Source organism: Thalassotalea mangrovi (assembly GCF_005116735.1).
Classification (GTDB): Bacteria; Pseudomonadota; Gammaproteobacteria; order Enterobacterales; family Alteromonadaceae; genus Thalassotalea_A; species Thalassotalea_A mangrovi.
In genome coordinates this window covers 101784-122012 of record NZ_SWDB01000010.1, presented here as the reverse complement: position 1 = coordinate 122012, position 20229 = coordinate 101784, and the positions used below count along the sequence as shown (strand labels likewise).

At 42.5% G+C, this 20229-nt stretch carries 20 protein-coding genes; 16 read left to right on the top strand and 4 right to left on the bottom strand.

Annotation, left to right across the window (positions count from 1 at the left end):
• Positions 1-218 precede the first annotated feature (218 nt).
• From E8M12_RS05685 to E8M12_RS05675, 3 genes are all read right to left on the bottom strand, one after another.
• On the bottom strand, positions 219-827 hold the full coding sequence (locus E8M12_RS05685) for a PEP-CTERM sorting domain-containing protein (RefSeq protein ID WP_136735127.1): 609 nt from the start codon (positions 825-827) through the stop codon (positions 219-221).
• Positions 828-1229: 402 nt separating this feature from the next.
• On the bottom strand, positions 1230-1871 hold the full coding sequence (locus tag E8M12_RS05680; protein ID WP_136735126.1) for a PEP-CTERM sorting domain-containing protein: 642 nt from the start codon (positions 1869-1871) through the stop codon (positions 1230-1232).
• A gap of 334 nt (positions 1872-2205) precedes the next feature.
• Positions 2206-2565 (bottom strand): four helix bundle protein, encoded by a 360-nt coding sequence (locus tag E8M12_RS05675; protein WP_136735125.1) that lies wholly within the window; start codon positions 2563-2565, stop codon positions 2206-2208.
• A gap of 387 nt (positions 2566-2952) precedes the next feature.
• On the opposite strand from E8M12_RS05675, the gene E8M12_RS16455 reads away from it, so the two are divergent.
• On the top strand, positions 2953-3222 hold the full coding sequence (locus E8M12_RS16455) for a DUF3012 domain-containing protein (protein WP_246034027.1): 270 nt from the start codon (positions 2953-2955) through the stop codon (positions 3220-3222).
• 168 nt (positions 3223-3390) lie between these two features.
• Here E8M12_RS16455 and E8M12_RS05665 read toward each other — a convergent pair whose 3' ends face one another.
• Positions 3391-3936 (bottom strand): PIN domain-containing protein, encoded by a 546-nt coding sequence (locus tag E8M12_RS05665; protein ID WP_136735124.1) that lies wholly within the window; start codon positions 3934-3936, stop codon positions 3391-3393.
• A gap of 723 nt (positions 3937-4659) precedes the next feature.
• Between E8M12_RS05665 and E8M12_RS05660 the strand changes: the two genes are divergently transcribed.
• From E8M12_RS05660 to E8M12_RS05590, 15 genes are all read left to right on the top strand, one after another.
• Positions 4660-5001 (top strand): four helix bundle protein, encoded by a 342-nt coding sequence (locus E8M12_RS05660; protein ID WP_136735123.1) that lies wholly within the window; start codon positions 4660-4662, stop codon positions 4999-5001.
• Positions 5002-5338: 337 nt separating this feature from the next.
• Positions 5339-5572, top strand: coding sequence for a PA3496 family putative envelope integrity protein (locus E8M12_RS05655; RefSeq protein ID WP_136735122.1), 234 nt, complete (start codon positions 5339-5341; stop codon positions 5570-5572).
• 27 nt (positions 5573-5599) lie between these two features.
• Complete coding sequence (locus tag E8M12_RS05650; RefSeq protein ID WP_136735121.1) at positions 5600-5851, top strand: hypothetical protein; 252 nt, start codon at positions 5600-5602, stop codon at positions 5849-5851.
• 708 nt (positions 5852-6559) lie between these two features.
• A complete protein-coding gene (locus tag E8M12_RS05645) occupies positions 6560-6973 on the top strand; it encodes a hypothetical protein (protein ID WP_136735120.1) in 414 nt (137 codons plus the stop codon).
• A 1341-nt stretch (positions 6974-8314) separates the two neighbouring features.
• The gene (locus E8M12_RS05640; RefSeq protein WP_169303046.1) at positions 8315-9436 is read left to right on the top strand and encodes a polysaccharide export protein; all 1122 of its coding nucleotides are present in this window, start codon (positions 8315-8317) and stop codon (positions 9434-9436) included.
• A 20-nt stretch (positions 9437-9456) separates the two neighbouring features.
• Positions 9457-9888: a low molecular weight protein-tyrosine-phosphatase gene (locus tag E8M12_RS05635; protein ID WP_136735119.1), complete on the top strand. Its 432-nt coding sequence runs from the start codon at positions 9457-9459 to the stop codon at positions 9886-9888.
• A 136-nt stretch (positions 9889-10024) separates the two neighbouring features.
• The gene (locus tag E8M12_RS05630) at positions 10025-11005 is read left to right on the top strand and encodes a KpsF/GutQ family sugar-phosphate isomerase (protein WP_136735118.1); all 981 of its coding nucleotides are present in this window, start codon (positions 10025-10027) and stop codon (positions 11003-11005) included.
• A gap of 17 nt (positions 11006-11022) precedes the next feature.
• On the top strand, positions 11023-11802 hold the full coding sequence (locus E8M12_RS05625) for an ABC transporter permease (protein WP_136735117.1): 780 nt from the start codon (positions 11023-11025) through the stop codon (positions 11800-11802).
• Positions 11799-12470, top strand: coding sequence for an ABC transporter ATP-binding protein (locus E8M12_RS05620; protein WP_136735116.1), 672 nt, complete (start codon positions 11799-11801; stop codon positions 12468-12470). The genes E8M12_RS05625 and E8M12_RS05620 overlap by 4 nt, the downstream gene beginning before the upstream one ends.
• A complete protein-coding gene (locus tag E8M12_RS05615) occupies positions 12454-13653 on the top strand; it encodes a KpsE/RkpR family capsule polysaccharide export protein (RefSeq protein WP_136735115.1) in 1200 nt (399 codons plus the stop codon). The genes E8M12_RS05620 and E8M12_RS05615 overlap by 17 nt, the downstream gene beginning before the upstream one ends.
• On the top strand, positions 13650-15299 hold the full coding sequence (locus E8M12_RS05610; protein WP_136735114.1) for a polysaccharide biosynthesis/export family protein: 1650 nt from the start codon (positions 13650-13652) through the stop codon (positions 15297-15299). Before E8M12_RS05615 ends, E8M12_RS05610 begins: the two co-directional genes overlap by 4 nt.
• 72 nt (positions 15300-15371) lie before the next feature.
• Entirely contained in the window at positions 15372-15896 is a 525-nt protein-coding gene (locus E8M12_RS05605) for a hypothetical protein (RefSeq protein ID WP_136735113.1), read from the top strand.
• Between the two features lie 168 nt (positions 15897-16064).
• Positions 16065-18110 (top strand): glycosyltransferase family 2 protein, encoded by a 2046-nt coding sequence (locus E8M12_RS05600; RefSeq protein ID WP_136735112.1) that lies wholly within the window; start codon positions 16065-16067, stop codon positions 18108-18110.
• Positions 18110-19042, top strand: a complete 933-nt coding sequence (locus tag E8M12_RS05595) for a DUF6492 family protein (RefSeq protein WP_136735111.1) — start codon at positions 18110-18112, stop codon at positions 19040-19042. Before E8M12_RS05600 ends, E8M12_RS05595 begins: the two co-directional genes overlap by 1 nt.
• 2 nt (positions 19043-19044) lie before the next feature.
• Positions 19045-20211 (top strand): nucleotide sugar dehydrogenase, encoded by a 1167-nt coding sequence (locus E8M12_RS05590; RefSeq protein WP_136735110.1) that lies wholly within the window; start codon positions 19045-19047, stop codon positions 20209-20211.
• Positions 20212-20229 lie beyond the last annotated feature (18 nt).

Genomic DNA, 20229 nt, shown 5'->3' with positions numbered 1-20229 from the left:
GTTGCTCCGGGAACATAATCCAAAGAATTATTTCGGGTTAGAGCGGCTAACTTCGTCATCTCCGTGTAAATGGAGATCTCGCGTTTTAAGTTTTGGCTTGAGATTTCCAGTCGTAGCTGGAAATGACGGGAAACTTAAACCGGGTGGGAGGTGGAAGTGTCTAGCTTCGCTGCGGGAAGAAAAGCCGTCTTCCACCTTCTACTTCCACCATATAACTCTCAAGGCTTTCGCCTTCTCACTCTAGACATGATTCCCAACGCCGTGATGAACAGCATAAGATTACTTGGTTCGGGAATGGATTCTGTAGGGGGCAATGGGTTATCGAAAATCCATAGGGACTCCAGGTACATATCACCTGAAAGGAAGTCAACACGATATCCGTTTTTCGCGCCGGTTATTTTGGCGGTACTGTTTACATTGCTTATTTGAAATATCTGGCCAGTTGAAACCCGAATCTCGCCAGCTTCAATGCCGTTATATGTTTCATGACCAGTAAATACTAATAGAATATCGTCGGCGAAAAATGGGAAGTTACCAACTGAAAAGCTAAATTCGAACCACTCTCCCTCAGTGATACCATCATCGGGGTTATTTTTGCAGTTGCTGGATGTACAAATGCCAAGCCCTGAGTCGCTATCTAACCAGAAAGTACTTTGAGGTGAGGTCTTAAACGTGACTGTTAAAACCTTAATTAAATCATTCGAAAACACATATTCGTTTCCCAGGGCTTTCTCGTCAGCTTTATCAGTGTCTGAAAAATCCAAAATTTTAACGTATTGTGCGAACGCTGCGTTTGTAAACAGGGTAAAGACTAATAAAGTTGGCAATAACGTTCGTGTTAATAAGGGTAGCAAATTAATTATCCCCTTTGCTGAATGGAAAAAAAACGGGTGTCGAAGGGTGACTAAAGGTGTCAACCAATAGCCTCATCCGGTTAGTGAAGGCATTTGGCCCTCCGAAACCTGAGACCTGAAACCTGAGCCCTAAGTGTCGATGCTGGAGCATCGTCACTGTTAAGGCAAAGGTGTCGAAGGGTGACTAGAGCTGACAACAAATCGCTTTGCGTGTCGTCATCCAGGTTTAGACCGAGATCTCGCTCTTTATCTCAGTTAGAGATTTCCAGTCGTAGCTGGAAATGACGGGAAACTAAAACTGAGAGGGAGGTGGAAGTGTCTAGCTTCGCTGAGGGAAGAAAAGCCGTCTTCCACCTCACACTTCCACCTTAACTCTTACTTATTGCTCTTCAGTTTTCTCGAACCGATCAGGCCTGCGATGGCGGTCAAGAACAACAGGATATTACCTGGCTCTGGGACCGCTTCTGGCGGCACCGCACTGTCATCAATCCAGATTGAACCTAAATATACTTCGCCGCTAACAACAACGAAATAGTAGGTGTCACGGTCGACTGAGTATTGCGTTGTTGGCGTGGCATTGGTGATGCTGCGTTCGGATATGTCCTGAAGCAACAGTATTGAGTCGGAAATACCGCCTTCATTGTCATGGCCGACAAATAGCATGGTGAAATCCACCACGACATAGGGCTCGCCATCTAGGGTAAATTCAAAGGTTAACCCTTCACCAACATTGATATTGTCTTCCGGATTACTATTGCAATCGTCCAGTGGGCAGATGCCCAGGCCTGAACCTGCGTCCAGCCAGTGATCGGCACCGGTGTTGGTGGTGAAGGTAACGCTAAAGCCCTCGATACCGGCCAGATTTTCAAAAGTGAATACGCCAGGTACGGCACCTTCGTCTTTTGGCTTGGTTTCGGTGAAATCCAGAAGTTTGATTAATTCTGCATTTGCCATGAATGGCACAGATAGGATGGTTGAAAGTAAGGTTACTTTCAAAAGTGTTGCAAGCTTGCTCATGTTAGAACTCCAAAAATAATAGGACGTCCTGTCAATTAATTGTTCTTAAGATACTTAACTACTTTAAAAGCACCTAACTACGAAATCGTAGGTACTGATGCATAAAGCAGGCCAAGCTAATAAGAAAAGGTAATTGTCATAACTTTCATGGTGTTAAGAGGGAGGTGGGAGGTGGTAATAAGCGCTGTTTCAGCATGGTGTTAAAGAAAGTGACAAAGAGCAGGGTGCCTAGAGGTGTCGAAGAGCAGGGTGCCTAAAGGTGTCTAAAGGTGACTGAAGCTGACAACCAAAAGCCTTGTCCTTTGTCACCGAGCAGAACCTTGATTCTGCTTGGTCACCCTTTTGGCCGATAGTTCTTAGCTAACGAACTAATTAGCCGTGTTAGCATAAAATCAATAACCTCTATTTCCTTTTTTAAGTGGGTAGCCACTTCGGGTTCAAGGTATTGTATTCTTTCGCCGACCATCACCTGAGTTTTAAACTCCGCTAATGATCCTTTTGCGATATATAAAAATTTTTTCTTATCATTCAGAGTTGGCTTCTCAATCCCTTCCGCTATATTACTCGGCACTGATAAAGCTGAGCGAGTGATTTGATCGCGAAACCCCCAATTCGATATGTGTTCGCATTCCGCATAAATTTTGACAGAAAGCTCGAAGCTGTGTTGCCAAACCTTTAATTTTTCATGGTACATGACTTTCTCTGTATTTTGATTTAATAGCTGAGAATAATTATGACATTGGTTGTTTGAAATTTTTTGCGAGATTCTGAAAGGCAGAGAACTTAGAGGTTAAGTAGTGGTCTCTGGAGGAGAATGCAGGTGATGTGAGTCATAAAAAGCTGGGTGTCTAAAGGTGTCGAAGGGTGACTAAAGCTGACAAAGAGCAAGGTGACTAAAGGTGTCGAAGGGTGACTAAAGCTGACAACCAAAGGCCTTGGTCTTTGACACCGTTCGAAATCTAATTTCGAATTGACACCGAGAAGAATCTCGATTCTTCTTTGACACCAGGCGCAGCATACAATGCTGCGTCATCTTTTTCTTCTGCTAAGCTTTTTCAAGTCACTACTGAGGAGCTTAATAATGAAACATATCATCCTGGTTGTTATTACTTTCTTTTTCCTGACCGGTTTTATGACCGAAGAGGAGAATGAAAAAGAGCGCGAAAGAATTCGCTGTGAAACCATCGAATCAAATCCAGAAGTGTATGCCAAAGAGCTGGAATCGATGGAGTACAAGGTAATCTGCGAGGTCGGTAGGGAAGAGTGGTGCGCCGAGATGGATGCCAAATCTAAAGGTGACTGGTCGGCAAAAGAAGCTGGCGCATATGCGGAGTATTGTGTGTTTGACTAATCGATATACCTCTCGTTTGTCGGAATATCGGGGTTTCCGGTTTCAGGTCTCAGGAGTTTACTTTCAACTGAACGATATTCCTCACGTTTTTCGGACTATAGAGGTCTCCGGTTTCAGGTCTCAGGTTTCAGAAACTTGTCTAAGGCCTTGGAACAGAGGCCTGAAACCCTATTTTTTATACTCTACGACTGTATCGTTAAGTGTTACAAATTTGGCGTTTACTAGTCGGTTTAATTGATTTTGAATGGCTACTTCGTTGCCTTTTATGCTCATATGTGAAGCAATGTGATTTTTCAAACTTACCACTTTTTTGGGGCGCTTATCCTTTGGCTTTGACGATAAACTAACAATCAGTCTTTCAAAGTCTTTATCAGTATTCGCTAATTTAACCTGCCTGCATTTTCTGCCCGATTTAGTGATATGACTAATTAATGGAGAAAATCCATTGTCATTGCTTATTACGTCAAAACTTACATCAGCCTTCGCTTCGTTATCAAACTTGCCAAGATAGTAGGCTAAATGGAAGTCCAGATTATTCGCCTGGGACGCCTTAATTTGGATTAATACTAAATTGATTGGGTGCTCGTATTTTTTATCACCAAAATCCAGTTTTGGTTGTTTGGCTCCAGCAAAAACAATAACTTTTTCGTACGTTGATAAATCTAGCTTACTTAAGCAACCGATATTTTCGTAATCAATAAATGCCCAGCTCATTATTCCGTCCTTGAATAGCATTGTAGGTATGTGAAACTTCAGAATAGCTAAATTAAATCTAATATTGCAAGGGCGAATGCCTAATTGAGCTCTCCGGTTTCAGGTCTCAGAAGTTTACGTCGGCGCTTAAGTTAGCTTTTCTTCTGCGTTAAAGTAGTTTTATAAATAAATGCCAGTAACTAAGATTTCCTGTCGTAGCAGGAAATGACGGAAACCTTGGTTCAAGTGGGAGGTGGAAGTGTCCAGCTTCGCTGGGGGAATAGAAGCTAGACACTTCCACCTTCGACTTCCCCCATAAGTCTTGCTCTAGCTCAGCATCTTATAGCATAGGGCTTACAGCTTAGCTTTTGCTTTGCTAGGCGCAATCTCCGATTGCATGCCAGGAGCTGATTTATCAGCGTGCCAAGAGCGATAGCGTGCTAGAAACGCAGTGTGCCATAGCGCATCTTCCACCTCCCACTTCCACCATAACTCTGTCTTTTGAATAACTTATAAGGCCGTTCGCCCTCCGAAACCTGAAACCTGAAACCTGAAACCTTGAACTAAGGCCATTCGCCCTCCGAAACCTGCAACCTAATCGCTTCGCTTTTATTTTTTTCGTCTCCGGATCTTCTGTTCACTCTCCCTTTTTATTGGCCTCGGCGCCTATCGATTAATAATTTCTCTACTCGACTTAGAATTAACTTTTCATTCAATCATCAGGGTTATTCTGGGAGAGGTTTTATGCGTCACGAGAACTTAAAAGTCTGGCAAAAGAGTTGTGAATTTGCTGTGCAGGTATACAAATCAACTAGTGCATTAAAAGATTTTAATTACCGGGATCAATTAACTCGTTCTTGTCTTTCTGTTGCCAGTAATATCGCTGAAGGGATGGAACGGGCATCGGCAAAAGATAAGCTCAGGTTTTTAGTTATTGCCCGTGCTTCTCTTGCAGAACTGAAAACGCAGATCCTAATTGGAGTAAAAGTAGCTTACATCGATGAAAAATTTTACCGGCAAAGCGTTACAGATATTGATCAAATAGCCCGAATGCTAGCCGGTTTAATAAAAAAATTCGAAAATTAAAAGGCCAGTGGCCTTTTAACTTTCAGGTCTCGGGGCTCAGGTTTCAGGTTGCCGCAATATATCTTGAGCAAATGCGATTGCCGTTTGAAGCCAGAGACCTGAAACCCGAGACCTTATAGGTGGAAACGCCGAAGGTAAGTTTCCACCGTAATCGAAGGCCATTCGCCCTCCGAAACCTGAGACCTGAAACCGGAAACCTTAGAGGGGAAACGCCAAACATAAGTTTCCCCGTCAACAAATTCTTTTTATCGTCAAACCCAAAATTATTTGCTTTCCAACTACCTGTTTTCAAAACTATATTCACAGAAAATTCAATGGTGAATTTTGTTAAGGAAACATGATGAACAGTAACGACTATGACGATGACTATGATGCTGATTATGATGACGATGATGAGTATCAAGGCACCGGCCTTGCAGGATTTGAAATCGCCTACGGCAGTAAGAACAAACAGACATTGAAAAAGTCAGCCAGAACCAAATTGAAGACCAAGCGCAAGCTGGATTCAATTCTTGAAAAACGGCAGCTGGATAAAGAGTTAAGTTCCTTTTATTACGATTTAGAATTATAGGGCTAAGGCCCTGAACAGGATAACAAGATGAAAAAAACAATAATCAGCAGTGTATTCGCTTTAATCGCCTTTAGTGCAACCGCCGAAGAAGGTTATGAAGTTGAGTACAGCGAAGAAGCGCCGCTTAGCTATGTAGAACAAGTCGTTGATACCTGCAAAATCTACGCAGAAGAAGATGAAGTGTCAGCTGCTGACATGAACCGCTATCTTCTTGAGTGCGTCAATGACGACCTGGAAATGAGTGGGTATAAAAAGCTGGCGGCTTTACCGAACACTTAAGGTCTCCGGTTTCGGGTTTCAGGTTTCCGTACGCTTGAACAAAACTTATGGGCCTCCGAGACCTAAAGCCCAAACAAACGTTAAGCCGTCATCTCCGTGGAAATGGAGATCTCGCTCTACAATTTAACCCTTAGATTTCCAGTCGTGGCTGGAAATGACGGGAAAGTGAAATCCGGTGGAAGGTGGAAGTGTCTAGCTTCGCTGGCGGAAGAAAAGCCGTCTTCCACCTCACACTTCCACCATAATTCTTGCTCTTATCTCGGCATCTTATAGCTTAGGGCTTACAGCTTAGCTTTTGCTTTGCTAGGCGCAATCTTCGATTGCATGCCAGGAATGAAGGGTATATGTCGCATGCGACATTCCGGGAACATAAACCAGAGGTTTATTTCGGGTACGTAACAAAATACGTTACTCCGGGTACGAGATGAAAATAATCGCTTCGGGTTAAAGCGGCTCTTAGCAGAATCATGCCCTCCTGTGATTCTGCATACCTACATCCGTGTAGGCAACTCGCAGGGTGTTGTCTGCCCGTACCCGGAACCGAAATTGCTTTCGGTGAACTCGAAGCCATGCCTTTTCTCAGTGTGCTAGAAATGAAATGTGCCAGGAGGGATTTATAATCCCATGCTTGTTCTTTTCCTTTTTGCTTTTCTCCCTTTTTTTTATTACTTTTAATTTATTGTAAATATTAATAAAAATGAGCGAGCCATGACTTTAATTAAAAATGTTTTAATCAATGAAAAATTATTATCAGCGGAATTAAATAAACTATCCGTTGAAGAAAAAATACAGGCGAAAAAAGTATTAACATCGGCTGCCAATAAATTAAAACTACCATCACAAAAATTATTAAATGCATTAAAAAATGAAGGCTTTGATCTGGCGGATTTAGTCGGCAATGGTCCTGCTAAACCGGCAAAAGCCCAACCTACCAAGCGAGCGCCTCGTAAACTGGTATTGGAAAACCAAAGCTTTGCCATTCTTGATGAAAAAAATAAAGAGCTTGCCCATGCGGTAGGGCGAGGTGTCACTTCATATAAAGACAAAGGTTTTAAAGTGGTTAAATATGACGAACTTCCTGCGGCCCTGCAGAAGGTAGCAAAGGATTTGATAGCCAAGTAGCAATGCTGACGCATCGCTACTGTTGAAGAGGTAATCTTCGATGGTGGATTAAATGCTCTCGCTGTCGCATTTACGGTGACAGACTAGCGTCGGTGACAACGAATAGCCTTACACTTGGTCATCCCGGCGACGGCCGGGATCTCGCTCTTTGATTTTTGCTAGGCACAATCTTCGATTGCATGCCCGGATCTAGTTTATCAGCGTGCTAGAAATGGATTGTGCTAGAAACGCAGTATGCTATAGAGCATCTTCCACCTTCCACTTCGACCATAACTCTTCCAGTTATCCGCCCTTTGACTTTCCTCAAAAGTCAACCCTAAAAACACATTTCACTGCAATCATTTACATATTTTTTGGTAGCAATTTGTACGCAATTTCCCTATAATTTTTTTCGTTTTAGAGCAAGGACTCTGAATTTGTTATTAACGGCATTCCAATAAAAACAACAGCCAGTTAGTACCAAAAACAAGTGGGGTAAAGCGTGTTTTGCATGCCCGCTGGATGCTAGCAGTAACAGCATTGGATAAATAACAAAGAAGATTAATGTGCTGTGGATTAGTACCTTATAAAATGTTTAAGGTACTGATGAGTACGCATAACGACAGGGAATTGTCGAAAGATCAACTTCGGTGTGATTTAAACACGCCGTATCACTGATTTACTTCTATTTATATCAATCCGTTGTTTACGCATATCTGCGAAAAATAAAATGTGGCTCAGGGGGATGCGCTAATCCTGCCAAAAAGCCAAGCTAAGCACCGAGGCTCGCGTTTCGGTGCTTTTAAAAGGTCTCCGGTCTCGGGTTTCAGGTTTCTGAAATTTGACAATGGTATTTGGTTTTCTGAGACCTGAAGCCTTAATACTAAGTGTCGATGCTGTGCATCGTCACTGTTAAAAATTATTGGTGTCTAAAGGTGCCAAAGGGTGACTAAGGTTGTCAACGAACAGCCTTATTCGCTTGGAAAAGGCACCAAGCCTGAAACCTGCGCGCTATTATTACTAACTTTTTCGTTGTAGGCGGAGAGTTTTTCGCTTTTGGGAGCTAGACCCAAGGGCGGAAGCGTGGGTAAACAAGCTACTAGCACACTAAATCGAAAATTTAGTTCCTAGCACATGATTGAAAATCATTCCTAGCATGCAATCAAAGATTACGCCTAGCTACTAGGAGCGACAGCGTGCTAGGAATGTAATGTGCTAGGAATGTAATGTGCTAGGAGTGCAACGTGCTAGAAATGCAATGTGCTCGGAGCGCAGTGTGCTCATAGCTTATTTCAAAGACCAAAAAGCCATGGTATTTTAGTCGGTCAAAGTCGAAGTAAAATTAAAACAAAGACAATTTACATGAACAAATTAAAAGCAGTAACAATTTCCCTGATGTTGGCCGGTTTATCGGCGTGTAGTTTGGTTCCTGGTGGCCATGTTGACGATATCGAGCGCAATGAGGCGGAAAAATCTTTCGATATCTCCGAGAAAATTAATGCCATGTTAATGACGCCGGACGTCATTAATCGCCTTAAGGCCGCCGAGCCTGTTGCTCAACAAAACAAAGTATTAGAAGCTGAAGTAAATAATTACAGCTATATCATCGGGCATGGTGATGTACTTAACATTACCGTCTGGGATCATCCTGAATTAACCATTCCTGCTGGTCAGTTCCGTTCCGCCGGTGAAGCGGGGAATGTGGTTCATGCTGATGGCACCATCTTTTATCCATACATAGGTAAGGTAAAGGTAGCCGGGTTAAGCGTTAGCAGGGTGCGTGATTTGATTACTGAGCGCTTAAGCCGCTATATCGAAAAGCCGCAAATCGATGTGTCAGTCGCGGCATTCCGTTCACAACGCACGTTTGTAACCGGTGAAGTAAAACAGCCAACCGTACTGCCAATCACTAATGTGCCGATGACGTTGCTGGATGCTTTAAATACTTCAGGTGGCCTGGGACCAAACGCCGACTGGCGTTCCGTAGTGTTAACCACTAACACTGAGCAGGGCAGTAAAGAAGAAGTTTTGGATTTATACGCTCTATATCAAAAAGGGGATATGAGCCAAAACCGCTTGTTGTCACACAATGATATTATTCATGTACCACGCAACGACGCATTAAAAGTGTTTGTGATGGGCGATGTGGAACAACCGACTACCCAGCGTATCGATCGCGAAGGCTTAACCCTGGCAGAAGCACTGAACAACACCGGTGGTATCAATGAAGCCACCGCAGACGCCAGTGGTATTTTTGTATTGCGTGCGTCGCAGCAGGCGGACAAGTTAGTGGATGTTTACCAACTTGATGCATCCAACGGTGCGGCACTTATCCTAAGTACCCAATTCGAATTGAAACCGATGGATATCGTGTATGTAACATCTGCTCCGGTTTCACGTTGGAACAAAGTATTAGTTCAGCTGTTCCCGACCTTCAACGCCATTCGAAATATAAGCGATAGTGTCGATCGTTTCCAAAACTAATCGGAATGTAAAGTAAGGCCATGTTCAATAATATCCTCATCGTTTGTGTTGGAAATATCTGCCGCAGTCCTGCGGCAGAGCGTCTATTGCAACAACAACTGGCTAATAAATCCGTTACCTCGGCTGGTCTTGGTGCGGTTATCGATCATGGCATTGAAGAGAGTATGGCTCAGTTATTGACGCAAGATGGCATTGATACTAAAGGTCATCAGGCTCGTCAGATTACTGAACAAATGGTTGCTGAAGCGGATTTGATCCTGGCAATGGAGCAGCGGCATATCAATGCCATTCGTACTAAGTACCCAACCGCATCCGGGAAGACGATGCTGCTGGGTAAATGGAACGGCGACGAGGAAGTCCCGGATCCATATAAACGTAGCCAGGAAATTTTTGAATTGGCCTACGGATTAATTAACAAGCATTGTCAACAGTGGGCGGAAAAGCTTACTTAAAGGGCTATAAAGCTGCTTACCGGTATCATCGCATAGGGAAGTCATGGATTTCCCTATGCGCGTTTTACGAGCATAGAAATCTGTCGCCGGCGAGTTGTGTAAGTGTTAGATAGCCAGTTGAGACAGAGGAGTGAATATGGAAGAGTTTGAGATTAAATTACCCGAGCTGGATCGCAGTGCAGAGGATGCTTTAATCCTGGCTCAGCAGACGATGATTGAACAAGCACGTCAGGTTCAACGCATGGCCAATGGTCTTGGTCAGTCGTTTATTGATGTGCTGAACCTGCTATTTAACTGTTCAGGCCGGGTGGTTGTATCAGGCATGGGCAAGTCCGGTATTATCGGTCAGAAAATCGCTGCAACTCTTGCCTCAACCGGAACACCATCGTTTTTTATTCACCCCGGTGAAGCCTTTCATGGTGATCTGGGCATGCTACGTGCCAAAGATGTGGTGGTATTAATCACCAACAGTGGCGAAACCGATGAAGTGTTAAAGCTGGTTCCTTCTCTGCAGGCATTTGGTAATAAAATTGTTGGAATTACCGGCAATCCTGAAAGCACACTGGCTCGCAACTGCGATATCGCCCTGGAAATACAAATTGAAAAAGAAGTGTGCCCGAATGAGTTAGCACCTACTACGTCTACTACTGCGACATTAGTACTGGGCGATGCGTTGGCCATCGGTCTGATGCACATGCGTGACTTTCAACCACAGGACTTTGCTAAATTTCATCCTGGTGGCAGTTTAGGACGTCGATTACTGACTCGGGTAAAAGACGTCATGCATAAAGACAACCTACCGTTTATTCCGAAAAACGATCCGATGCAGCATGCCATTATGGTGATGACAAAATCACAACATGGTATCGCAATCGTGGTCGACGGCGATAAATTGCTCGGTGTTATTACCGATGGTGACTTGCGTCGAGCCTTAGTTTCAGGCGAAAACCTAAACACCGTTGTCGCTCAGGACATAATGTCAACCGACCCAATCACCATCAATGAAGATGCCAAAGTGATCGAAGCAGAGAACCTGATGCGTGACAGTCATATTAAGCAACTTTTGGCGGTTGATGGTACCGGTAAGGTATCCGGCCTGTTGAGTTTTTATCAGTAATTATTTCGAAGCAGTCGATGATAAAAAGAAACTCCTGGCAAATCATGGCGGACACGGTCAATGCGCTATTACTTCGTGAAGTAAAAACACGCTTTGGCTCAAATCGGCTGGGCTACTTCTGGGCTCTATTTGACCCCATTGCTCAGGTTGCGTTTATGGCAACTATTTTCACATTGATTGGGCGGGAGAGTATTACCGGTGTACCAATTTCTCTGTTTTTAATAGTCGCAATCTTACCCTATAAGTTGTTTTCCAAACTCTTACCCCAGCTATCCGCTGCGGTATCCTCTAACAAAGCCTTATTTGGTTACCGCCAGGTTGCGCCGATCGATCCGGTAATTACCAGATTATTGATTGAGTTGGTTGCCTTTGTCGTAGTTTACCTGCTGGTAGCGTTAATTTTAACCTGGTTAGGTATCGACGCAGTTCCTGATGATTTTTTAAAGCTATTGCTTGCTACCTTGTTATTGGTTGTGATGTGCCTTGGCCTTGGGCTGGCGCTTTGTTCTGCGACAATATATTGGGAAGATACGCCAAAACTACTCAGTATTGTTTTGATGCCAATGTTTTTTATTTCCGGAATTTTCTTTTGCGCGACCATGATACCAGCTAAGTACTGGTTCCTGTTTGACTGGAACCCTGTATTTCACGTCATGGAATTAAGTCGGGATGCGTTTTTCTCTAGTTATCAAACACCTGTTGGTGATTGGGCCTATCTATCTGTGGTATCGTTGGGATGTCTGGCATTAGGGCTAGGCAGTTATCAAATTAATCGTCTTAAGTTTGTTACCCAATGATTAAGCTTGAAAACTTAAGTAAGTATTACAAAACCAAACAAGGTCGGCATTACATTTTAAAGGATGTGAGTATCGAATTGCCGACCGATCGTAATGTCGCCATTCTAGGTCCTAACGGTGCAGGTAAATCAACTCTGGTTCGGATGCTGGGAGGTGCCGACTTGCCTAATCGTGGCAAGATATCCTCGGATAAACGCATTTCCTGGCCCCTGGGTTTGCAGGGCGGTTTACAGGGATCGATGTCTGGGCGTGAAAATGTTCGTTTTGTCGCTCGAATTCATGGGTATAAAGATACTCGTGAGATCGAAAATAAAGTTCGTGATTTTGCCGAAATCGGCAAGTTTTTTGACGAGCCAGTAAAAACCTATTCCAGTGGCATGCGCTCCCGCGTGACATTTGGGCTTACCATGGGGTTTGACTTTAACTTTGATGTTTTACTCATTGACGAACTGTCTGCCGTTGGTGATGCCAATTTCAAGAAAAAAAGTGAGGCGTTAATGAAAGAAAAGTACGCCCAAACCAAGTTAATCATGGTCAACCACTCTGTCGCCGAATTAAAACGATTCTGCGATGCTGGCCTGGTGATATATAACCAACAACTGCATTATTTTGACTCCCTTGATGATGCCATAGAAGAATACGAAACTCGTTATGTCTCAAACCGCTAATCAGTTGACGCCATTGCAGCGTAAAGTGCGCAAACTAAAGCGCGACCCTAAGTTATTTGTTGCCGACTCGAAGGCTTTTGTCAGCACCCGAAAAACCCTTTATCTCACCTGGGCTAAATTTGGTTCATTTGCCATTGTCCTGGCCGCGTCTTTAATGGTCGTTGTTTACTATTCAATGCTGGCAAGTCCGCGCTACGTTTCAGAAACTCAGTTTGTGGTAAAAGAGTCTGGAAGTAATGACCTGGCACTTGGCGGGTTAGCAGCTTTAGGTGGTAGTTCGCCATCCATGCGCGATGCATTAATCTTGCAAAAGTTTATTGAGTCCAGGGAAATGGCAATGAAGCTGAATGAGACGGTTGATCTTAAAGCGCATTTTGAAAGTTCTCAATGGGATTACTTTTCCAGGCTCAATGAGAACAGCTCGAATGAAGAGTACATCAAGTATTATCAAAAACGGATTACGGTGATTCATGATGAAATGTCAGATGTTCTTTTGATTGAGGTACAGACATTCGATGAAGACTACTCACTACAGGTAGCCAACCAGTTACTAACGATCAGTGAATCCTTCATTAATGACTTAAGTCATAAGATGATGCAGCAGCAACTAGACTATGCTGAGCAGGAAATCGCCCGCGCTCATCAACAACTCTCAACCCAACAAACCAATCTGGTGAAATTTCAGGATGATTACAAATTATATAGCCCTGAGGTTCAGGGGGGCGCTCTGGTTGAAGCGATTAACCAGATGGAAATGGAACTTATTAAAGAACAAACGGAATTAAAGTCTCTTCTGGTAGTGATGCGCGAAGACTCGGTGGATGTACGCACCAAAAAAACTCGGATTGAATCGCTAAAAGCACAAATTGCTCAGGAGCAGGCACGATTGACTGAAAAAGATCAGGTGTCGCTGAATAAAGTAAACCGGGACTTTGCCGAGATTAAATTAAAGACTGAGTTGGCGGCTGATTTGTACACTTCAGCGTTGGTCAATATGGAAAAAGTTCGAGCGGATGCGTACGGTAAGGTCAAGCATTTATTGGTGATTGAATACCCAGCATTAGCACAGGAACAAAAATATCCAAGACGTATTTACAGCATTATTACCTGGTTTGTCTCTTTACTCCTAATGTACGGAGTCGGACGCATGATTTACACAATAATAAAGGAACATCAAGAATGATGAAGGCATTGTTACTTGCTACAAGCTTGGCATTGTATGCAGGGGTTGCTCATAGCTCGATTAGCATTTCCCAAAGTGCCACGGATGAAAATAAAGCAACGATAGACCAAAGTAACCTAAAAAACCTCTACGGTGACTGGGTTTTCAATGGTGGATTCAAAGATACTTCATTCTCTGCGATTAATCCTAACTATAAAATTACCCAGGGAGATTTACTGTTGGTGCAGCTATGGGGCGGCGTCAACTTTCAGGAAACCCTCACCGTAGATCCCCGCGGCAATATCTTTATTCCCAAAGTCGGGCCAATCAAAGTATTGGGAGTCAGCAACGCTGATCTTAACGAGCTGGTTAATAAGAGCGTACAGCGAGTTTATAAAGCCAATGTTGAAGCGTACGTAAATTTAGTTTCCAGTCAGAAAGTGAAGGTCTTTCTATCCGGGCTGGTGACTAATCCAGGGCTTTATGAAGGCCAAAGTGCTGATAGCATTTTTCGCTTTATTGATTTGGCCGGTGGTGTGCGTCAGGACATCGGCAGCATGCGTAATATTCAGGTAAAACGTGATAACGAACTTCGCTACGATATCGACCTGTATGATTTCCTGCAACGTGGTGAACTTCCGGTCATGCAGTTGCAAGATGGCGATGTAATATTTGTTGGTCCAAAGCAGGGTGAAGTTGAAATTGAAGGCGAAGTTGGGTTTCAGGGTAAGTATGAAATCAAACGAGCCAGTGCAAAACTTTCCGATGTCATGGCAGCTGTTATTCCAAATGATAAGGCCACCCATATTACCATCATTGAACCTCAGCACAACAAGGTTCAAACCGGCGCAGTTAAAGAAATACAAGCGTTGCAATACCCGCTTAACAAAACCGATTTGTCATCGATTGCCGTTGAGCCTGGGGCATTAATCAAAGTCTCTTCACAACTAAAACCCACCAGTATTAGTGTCGACGTACTTGGCGAGCATGACAGCGAGTTTGAAATGGTGTTGCCATGGGGCGCAAGCCTTGCTGATTTGCTGGAAAAGGTCGAATTTAACAAGTTATCAAATGACAGCGCTATCCAGCTGTTTCGCCGCTCTGTGGCTCGTCGACAAAAAGAAATGTTAGACGCTTCATTAAGCTCACTGGAACAGACGGTTTTGACAGCGCGTTCAAACTCCGTTGAAGCGGCGCAATTACGTGAAGCCGAAGCCAAAGTTATCTTACAATGGATTGAAAAAGCTCGTCAGGTGCAACCTAAAGGTCAGGTGCTGCTGTCTGAAGGCTATGCTCCGGATAAAATCATCCTGCAACAAGGCGACCAGGTAGTCATCCCGAGCAAGCGCAACCTGGTAATGGTACACGGAGAAGTGCTTTTCCCAACAGCTATCGCGTTTAAAGCAGATATGAGCGTGGAAGATTTTATCGCTAAAGCCGGTGGTGCTAATGACGATTGGGATAACGTTAATATTTTACTGCAAAAGCCCAATGGCGATTTTGTCAAAATTGAAGGCCGCCAGTTAACTAAAGAAACCTTAGTTGAGGCAGGCGATGAGATTTTCGTTCTGGCAAAGCCAGATATGAAAGAGTGGCAACTTACCAAGGATATCTTCCAGGTTATTTATCAAATCGCCATTTCTGCAGCTGTTGTGATAGGGATTTAATTCCAACTTATCCTGGTGATGAGTTCTTTTTTCTACTACCCAAAACCTGAAACGCCATAGGGCATTAATAAAATGACAAAAAAGAAATTTAACAATAAAAAAGTGAGTCGCGAACCGGCCGGTTATAACTTAGATGCTCTTAATCAGGCATTGAGTTCGCAAGTGAGCTTGTTACAAGTGCGCCTGGAGCGCGTAACTGAGCAAAATGAATTACTGAATGCTGAAAATATCAGATTGAATCGAGAACTTACCGAAGTCAATGAGCAAAATCTAACGGAGTCTCATTTGGAGGAAAAGCTAAAAACTGATCATGAAAGCGAGTCGAAACTTGAATTAAGACTGAAAACGTTAGAGCAAGAGAACAGCCTAATTTTATCTCAATTGCATCAGGTGCAACAAAAATTTGAACATTATTATGAGCTCGCTAACAGTAAGCCTCAGCCAGATAACAGTCGGGCACAGAGTTTTAGTGTCAAAGTACCTACCGTTAAACCTCGTCATTCAGCGATGGGAAGAAAATTCAGAAAATTTAAGAAAACGCCATTTTTATTTTTTAGTGATGCCGCTAAAAATATGTTTTCTGTGACAAGCAAGTAACCATAATTAGTTCTATCGGTGTTAAAAATAATAATTTCAATAATAAATAACCATCTCAAAAAGCACCTGATCCCATAAAAGTTTTACAGCAACCAGAATTTATACAATCTGAACGACAGGATTTGTTCAGCGTTGTTACTAATAACCCCCACAAGAAGAAAATAATTGATGAATAAAAATATTTTTGATCAAGCTCAAAAATTATATTTTTCAGGAAAATATAAACAAGCCCTTGAAAAATATGAGCTTGCCGCTAATAAATACGGCGAAGAACTGGTTCACGTAAACATATTATTGTGTAAGAAACAATTGGGACAGGATGTTTCATTAGAACCTTACCATGATGATATTACCCGGCTAATGCTCGCGAATTCTGGTGATATCAAGTTAGATCGACAAGAGCGAGCTAATCTAATCAACCATCTTAAAACCCTGCATCAGAGAAAATCTGAAGACGTCCCAGTCAAACCCGTAAATCCGATTCCTGGGGATTGGCCCAAAGACTTGGAGCTTCAACCGTTACCTGACAGTACTAACGATTTTATTTGGAAAATGAAAAATAACCCTAAGTCAGAACAGAAGCCTAAAAAAGACCTGGGGTTAAGTGTCATTATTCCTACATTTAACAGGCTGAATATCTTAGATATAACCCTTGCCTGTTTAGTGAATCAGATTACGGATTACCCATTTGAAGTCATCGTCGCAGACGATGGTAGTCAAGATGCTGTCGATACCATTGTACGTAAATACGAAGACAAGTTAGATATCAAATATGTGCGTCAGCGTGACAATGGTTATCAACTTTGTGCCGTTAGAAATTTAGGGATGAGAACGGCAAAGTATGACTTCGTTTCTATCCTGGATTGCGATATGGCTCCGAATAGGAAGTGGGTTCAATCCTACATGGAACTTCTTGAGCAATCTGACGATGTGGCCTTAATTGGCCCGAGAAAATACATCGACACCAATGGCATGTCTGCTAATCAGTTTTTAGCGAAACCAAATCTAATATCTACTTTACCGGAAGTTATCACCAATAATGTGGTTGCCGGTACCATCAGTAACCAGGTGTCAGTTGACTGGCGACTTAGCGTATTTGAGGAGACCGAGCAGCTTAGGCTGTGCGATTCTCCGTTTCGTTATTTTAGCGGAGGCAATGTTGCATTCGCAAAGAAATGGCTGGAAATTGCAGGATGGTTTGACGAAGAATTTACCCATTGGGGTGGTGAAGATAATGAGTTTGGTTATCGCTTATACAAACATGGTTGTTTCTTTCGTTCTGTTGATGGCGGTATGGCCTATCACCAAGAGCCTCCGGGTAAAGAAAATGAAACTGACAGAGCAGATGGTAAGCTAATTACCAGTAAGCTTGTGGCTGAGAAAGTCCCTTATTTTTACCGAAAAATTCAAGAGGTAGAATCTGCGGTATTGAAAAGAGTACCACTTGTGTCGTTCTACATCCCCGCATACAACTGTGAAGATTACATTGAACGCTGTGTCGATAGCGCCCTGAACCAAACGGTAACAGATATTGAAGTCTGTATTTGTGACGATGGTTCAACGGATAACACCCTGAAAATCCTGAAAGCGCGATATGGTAGTAACCCCAGAGTGCGTATTATGTCTCAACAAAATGGCGGGATCGCCAAAGCATCTAATTCCGCAGTCAAAATGTGCCGTGGCTATTACATCGCACAACTGGATTCTGACGATTATGTAGAGCCGGACGCGGTTGAATTATGTCTTAATGAGTTTATGAAAGATCATAGCCTCGCCTGTGTTTATACAACAAACCGTAATGTAGATGGCGATGGTAATTTAATCGCCAATGGCTACAACTGGCCTGAGTTTTCGCGCGAGAAACTAACCACAGCGATGATACTTCATCACTTTAGAATGTTTACCGCTCGGGCGTGGTATCTGACGTCAGGGTTTGATGAAACGATTGAAAACGCTGTTGATTACGATATGTATCTAAAAATCAGTGAAGTTGGCCCTATTAAGCACATCAATAAAATATCCTACAACCGCACTTTGCATGGTGAAAATACCTCGATTAAAAAGCTAGGAAAGCAAAAAGAGAACCACTTTAAAGTGGTTAATAAAACATTCGAGCGTCAGGGAATTAACCAGTGGAATTATCATCCATTAAACATTGATGATGATGCTTGTCGTAAATATCTATTTAAGAAACAATCAGCGGAGTTACTTTAATGATATCTCTTGTATCTATCGTTTTTGGAAAAGAGCTTCCTCTTCTTCAATTACAAGCCAAATCCATAGAACTCCATACGAAAAATTTAGATATTTCTCAAATAGTAGTGATCGTGAATGATGATTTCTCCGATGAGACATATGTATTGTTGAAGTCCGTATATCAATCTTTCTTAACAGAAAGTTGCGAATTACTCATCATTTCGTCTGAGGAATTACTGCTAGACTCAAATATTCCTCCGACTCGGGATTGGTATACTCAACAAGCTTTAAAAATATTAATTTCTAAGCATATCAAAAACGAAAATTATTTAATTTTGGATGCGAAAAATCACTTAATTAAAGGTCTTGAATATAGTGACTTGTTTTATGGTGATAAACCTATCACATATATGGAAACTAACGTTGCTCTATGGGGAAACTACTTAAACGCAAGTGGCGAGATCATGCAACTAGTCGATCAAAATGTTGATTCTTTTATTTCACCAGCCACTCCATACTTAATGATAACTAAGCATGCTCTCGGGCTGTTGGAATTTTTAGAGCGAGAATATGATAAAAATATTGCCGAAGTCATCAATGGCAATAAATACGTAACAGAGTTCTTGTTATATTTTTCTTACCTTAAGAAATACGATTTATTAGAAAGTAGTTATCATATAGGCAACCCTGGAGACAGGATATGGGCAACATTTTTTGCTAAGTATCCTGATACAGAAGACTCCATTGATAGAGTCTTGAATGTTGTTAATGGCTGTAAAGTTAAGTGGATAGGCTTACATCGAAACCGATTTGTAAAAAATGGAGAGATTCCTCCAGCCCTCGATATAAGGGATAGGATTGTCGATGTTTGGTTGGATGCCAAACTATTTAACTCTCGCAAAAGTGCCAATGATTTTTGGAACAACATAGCGTTGATAAACGAAAAATGAACATGAACATTACCATTGCCGGCACAGGATATGTCGGCCTTTCCAGCGCCGTTTTGCTGGCGCAATATAATCAAGTTATCGCTTTGGATATCGTTCCAGAAAAAGTTGAACTGCTAAATAATAAAAAATCTCCAATTGTCGATGCCGAAATTGAACAGTTTTTAAATGAGAAAACGCTTAATTTTACAGCGACGCTTGATAAAGAACTGGCGTATAAAAACGCTGATTTTGTCATTATCGCCACACCTACAGATTATGATCCGGAAACGAATTACTTTAATACCAAATCGGTTGAAGCGGTGATTAAAGATGTGATGGCGATTAACCCGAACGCTGTCATGGTGATCAAGTCCACGGTTCCGGTTGGTTTTACGGAAAATATCAAGAAAGAATTGAACTGTGAAAATCTGATGTTTTCTCCTGAATTCTTGCGAGAAGGCCGAGCCTTGCATGACAATCTTTACCCATCAAGAATCATCGTTGGTGAGAAGTCTGAGCGTGCATCAATTTACACGGAATTACTGATTCAAGGTGCGGTTAAGCAAGATATTGATGTTTTATTCACTAATCCCACAGAAGCCGAAGCCATCAAGTTATTTTCAAATACGTATCTGGCGATGCGCGTAGCTTACTTTAATGAACTCGACACCTATGCCGAGACACATGGCTTAGATACTCGCCAGATTATTGAAGGGGTGGGGCTGGATCCACGAATAGGGACGCATTACAACAACCCGTCATTTGGTTATGGCGGATATTGCCTGCCAAAAGATACCAAGCAACTGCTGGCTAATTACCAGGATGTGCCAAATAACATGATCCAGGCTATTGTTGATGCCAATGTTACCCGCAAGGATTTTATTGCCGATTCAATCATAAAGCGCAATCCCGAAGTGGTTGGTATTTACCGCCTGGTGATGAAATCGGGTTCCGATAATTTTCGTGCATCTTCTATTCAGGGAGTGATTAAGCGAATTAAAGCTAAAGGCATTGAAGTGGTCATATATGAGCCGGTGATGGAAGAAGATGAGTTCTTCCATTCCAAAGTGGTTAAAGACCTGAATGAATTTAAGCAAATGTCGGATGTCATCGTTGCTAATCGCCTGACCGACAATATTCGTGATGTCGTTGCAAAAGTGTATACCCGTGACCTATTCGGTAACGACTAACAACATCATTTGATTTAT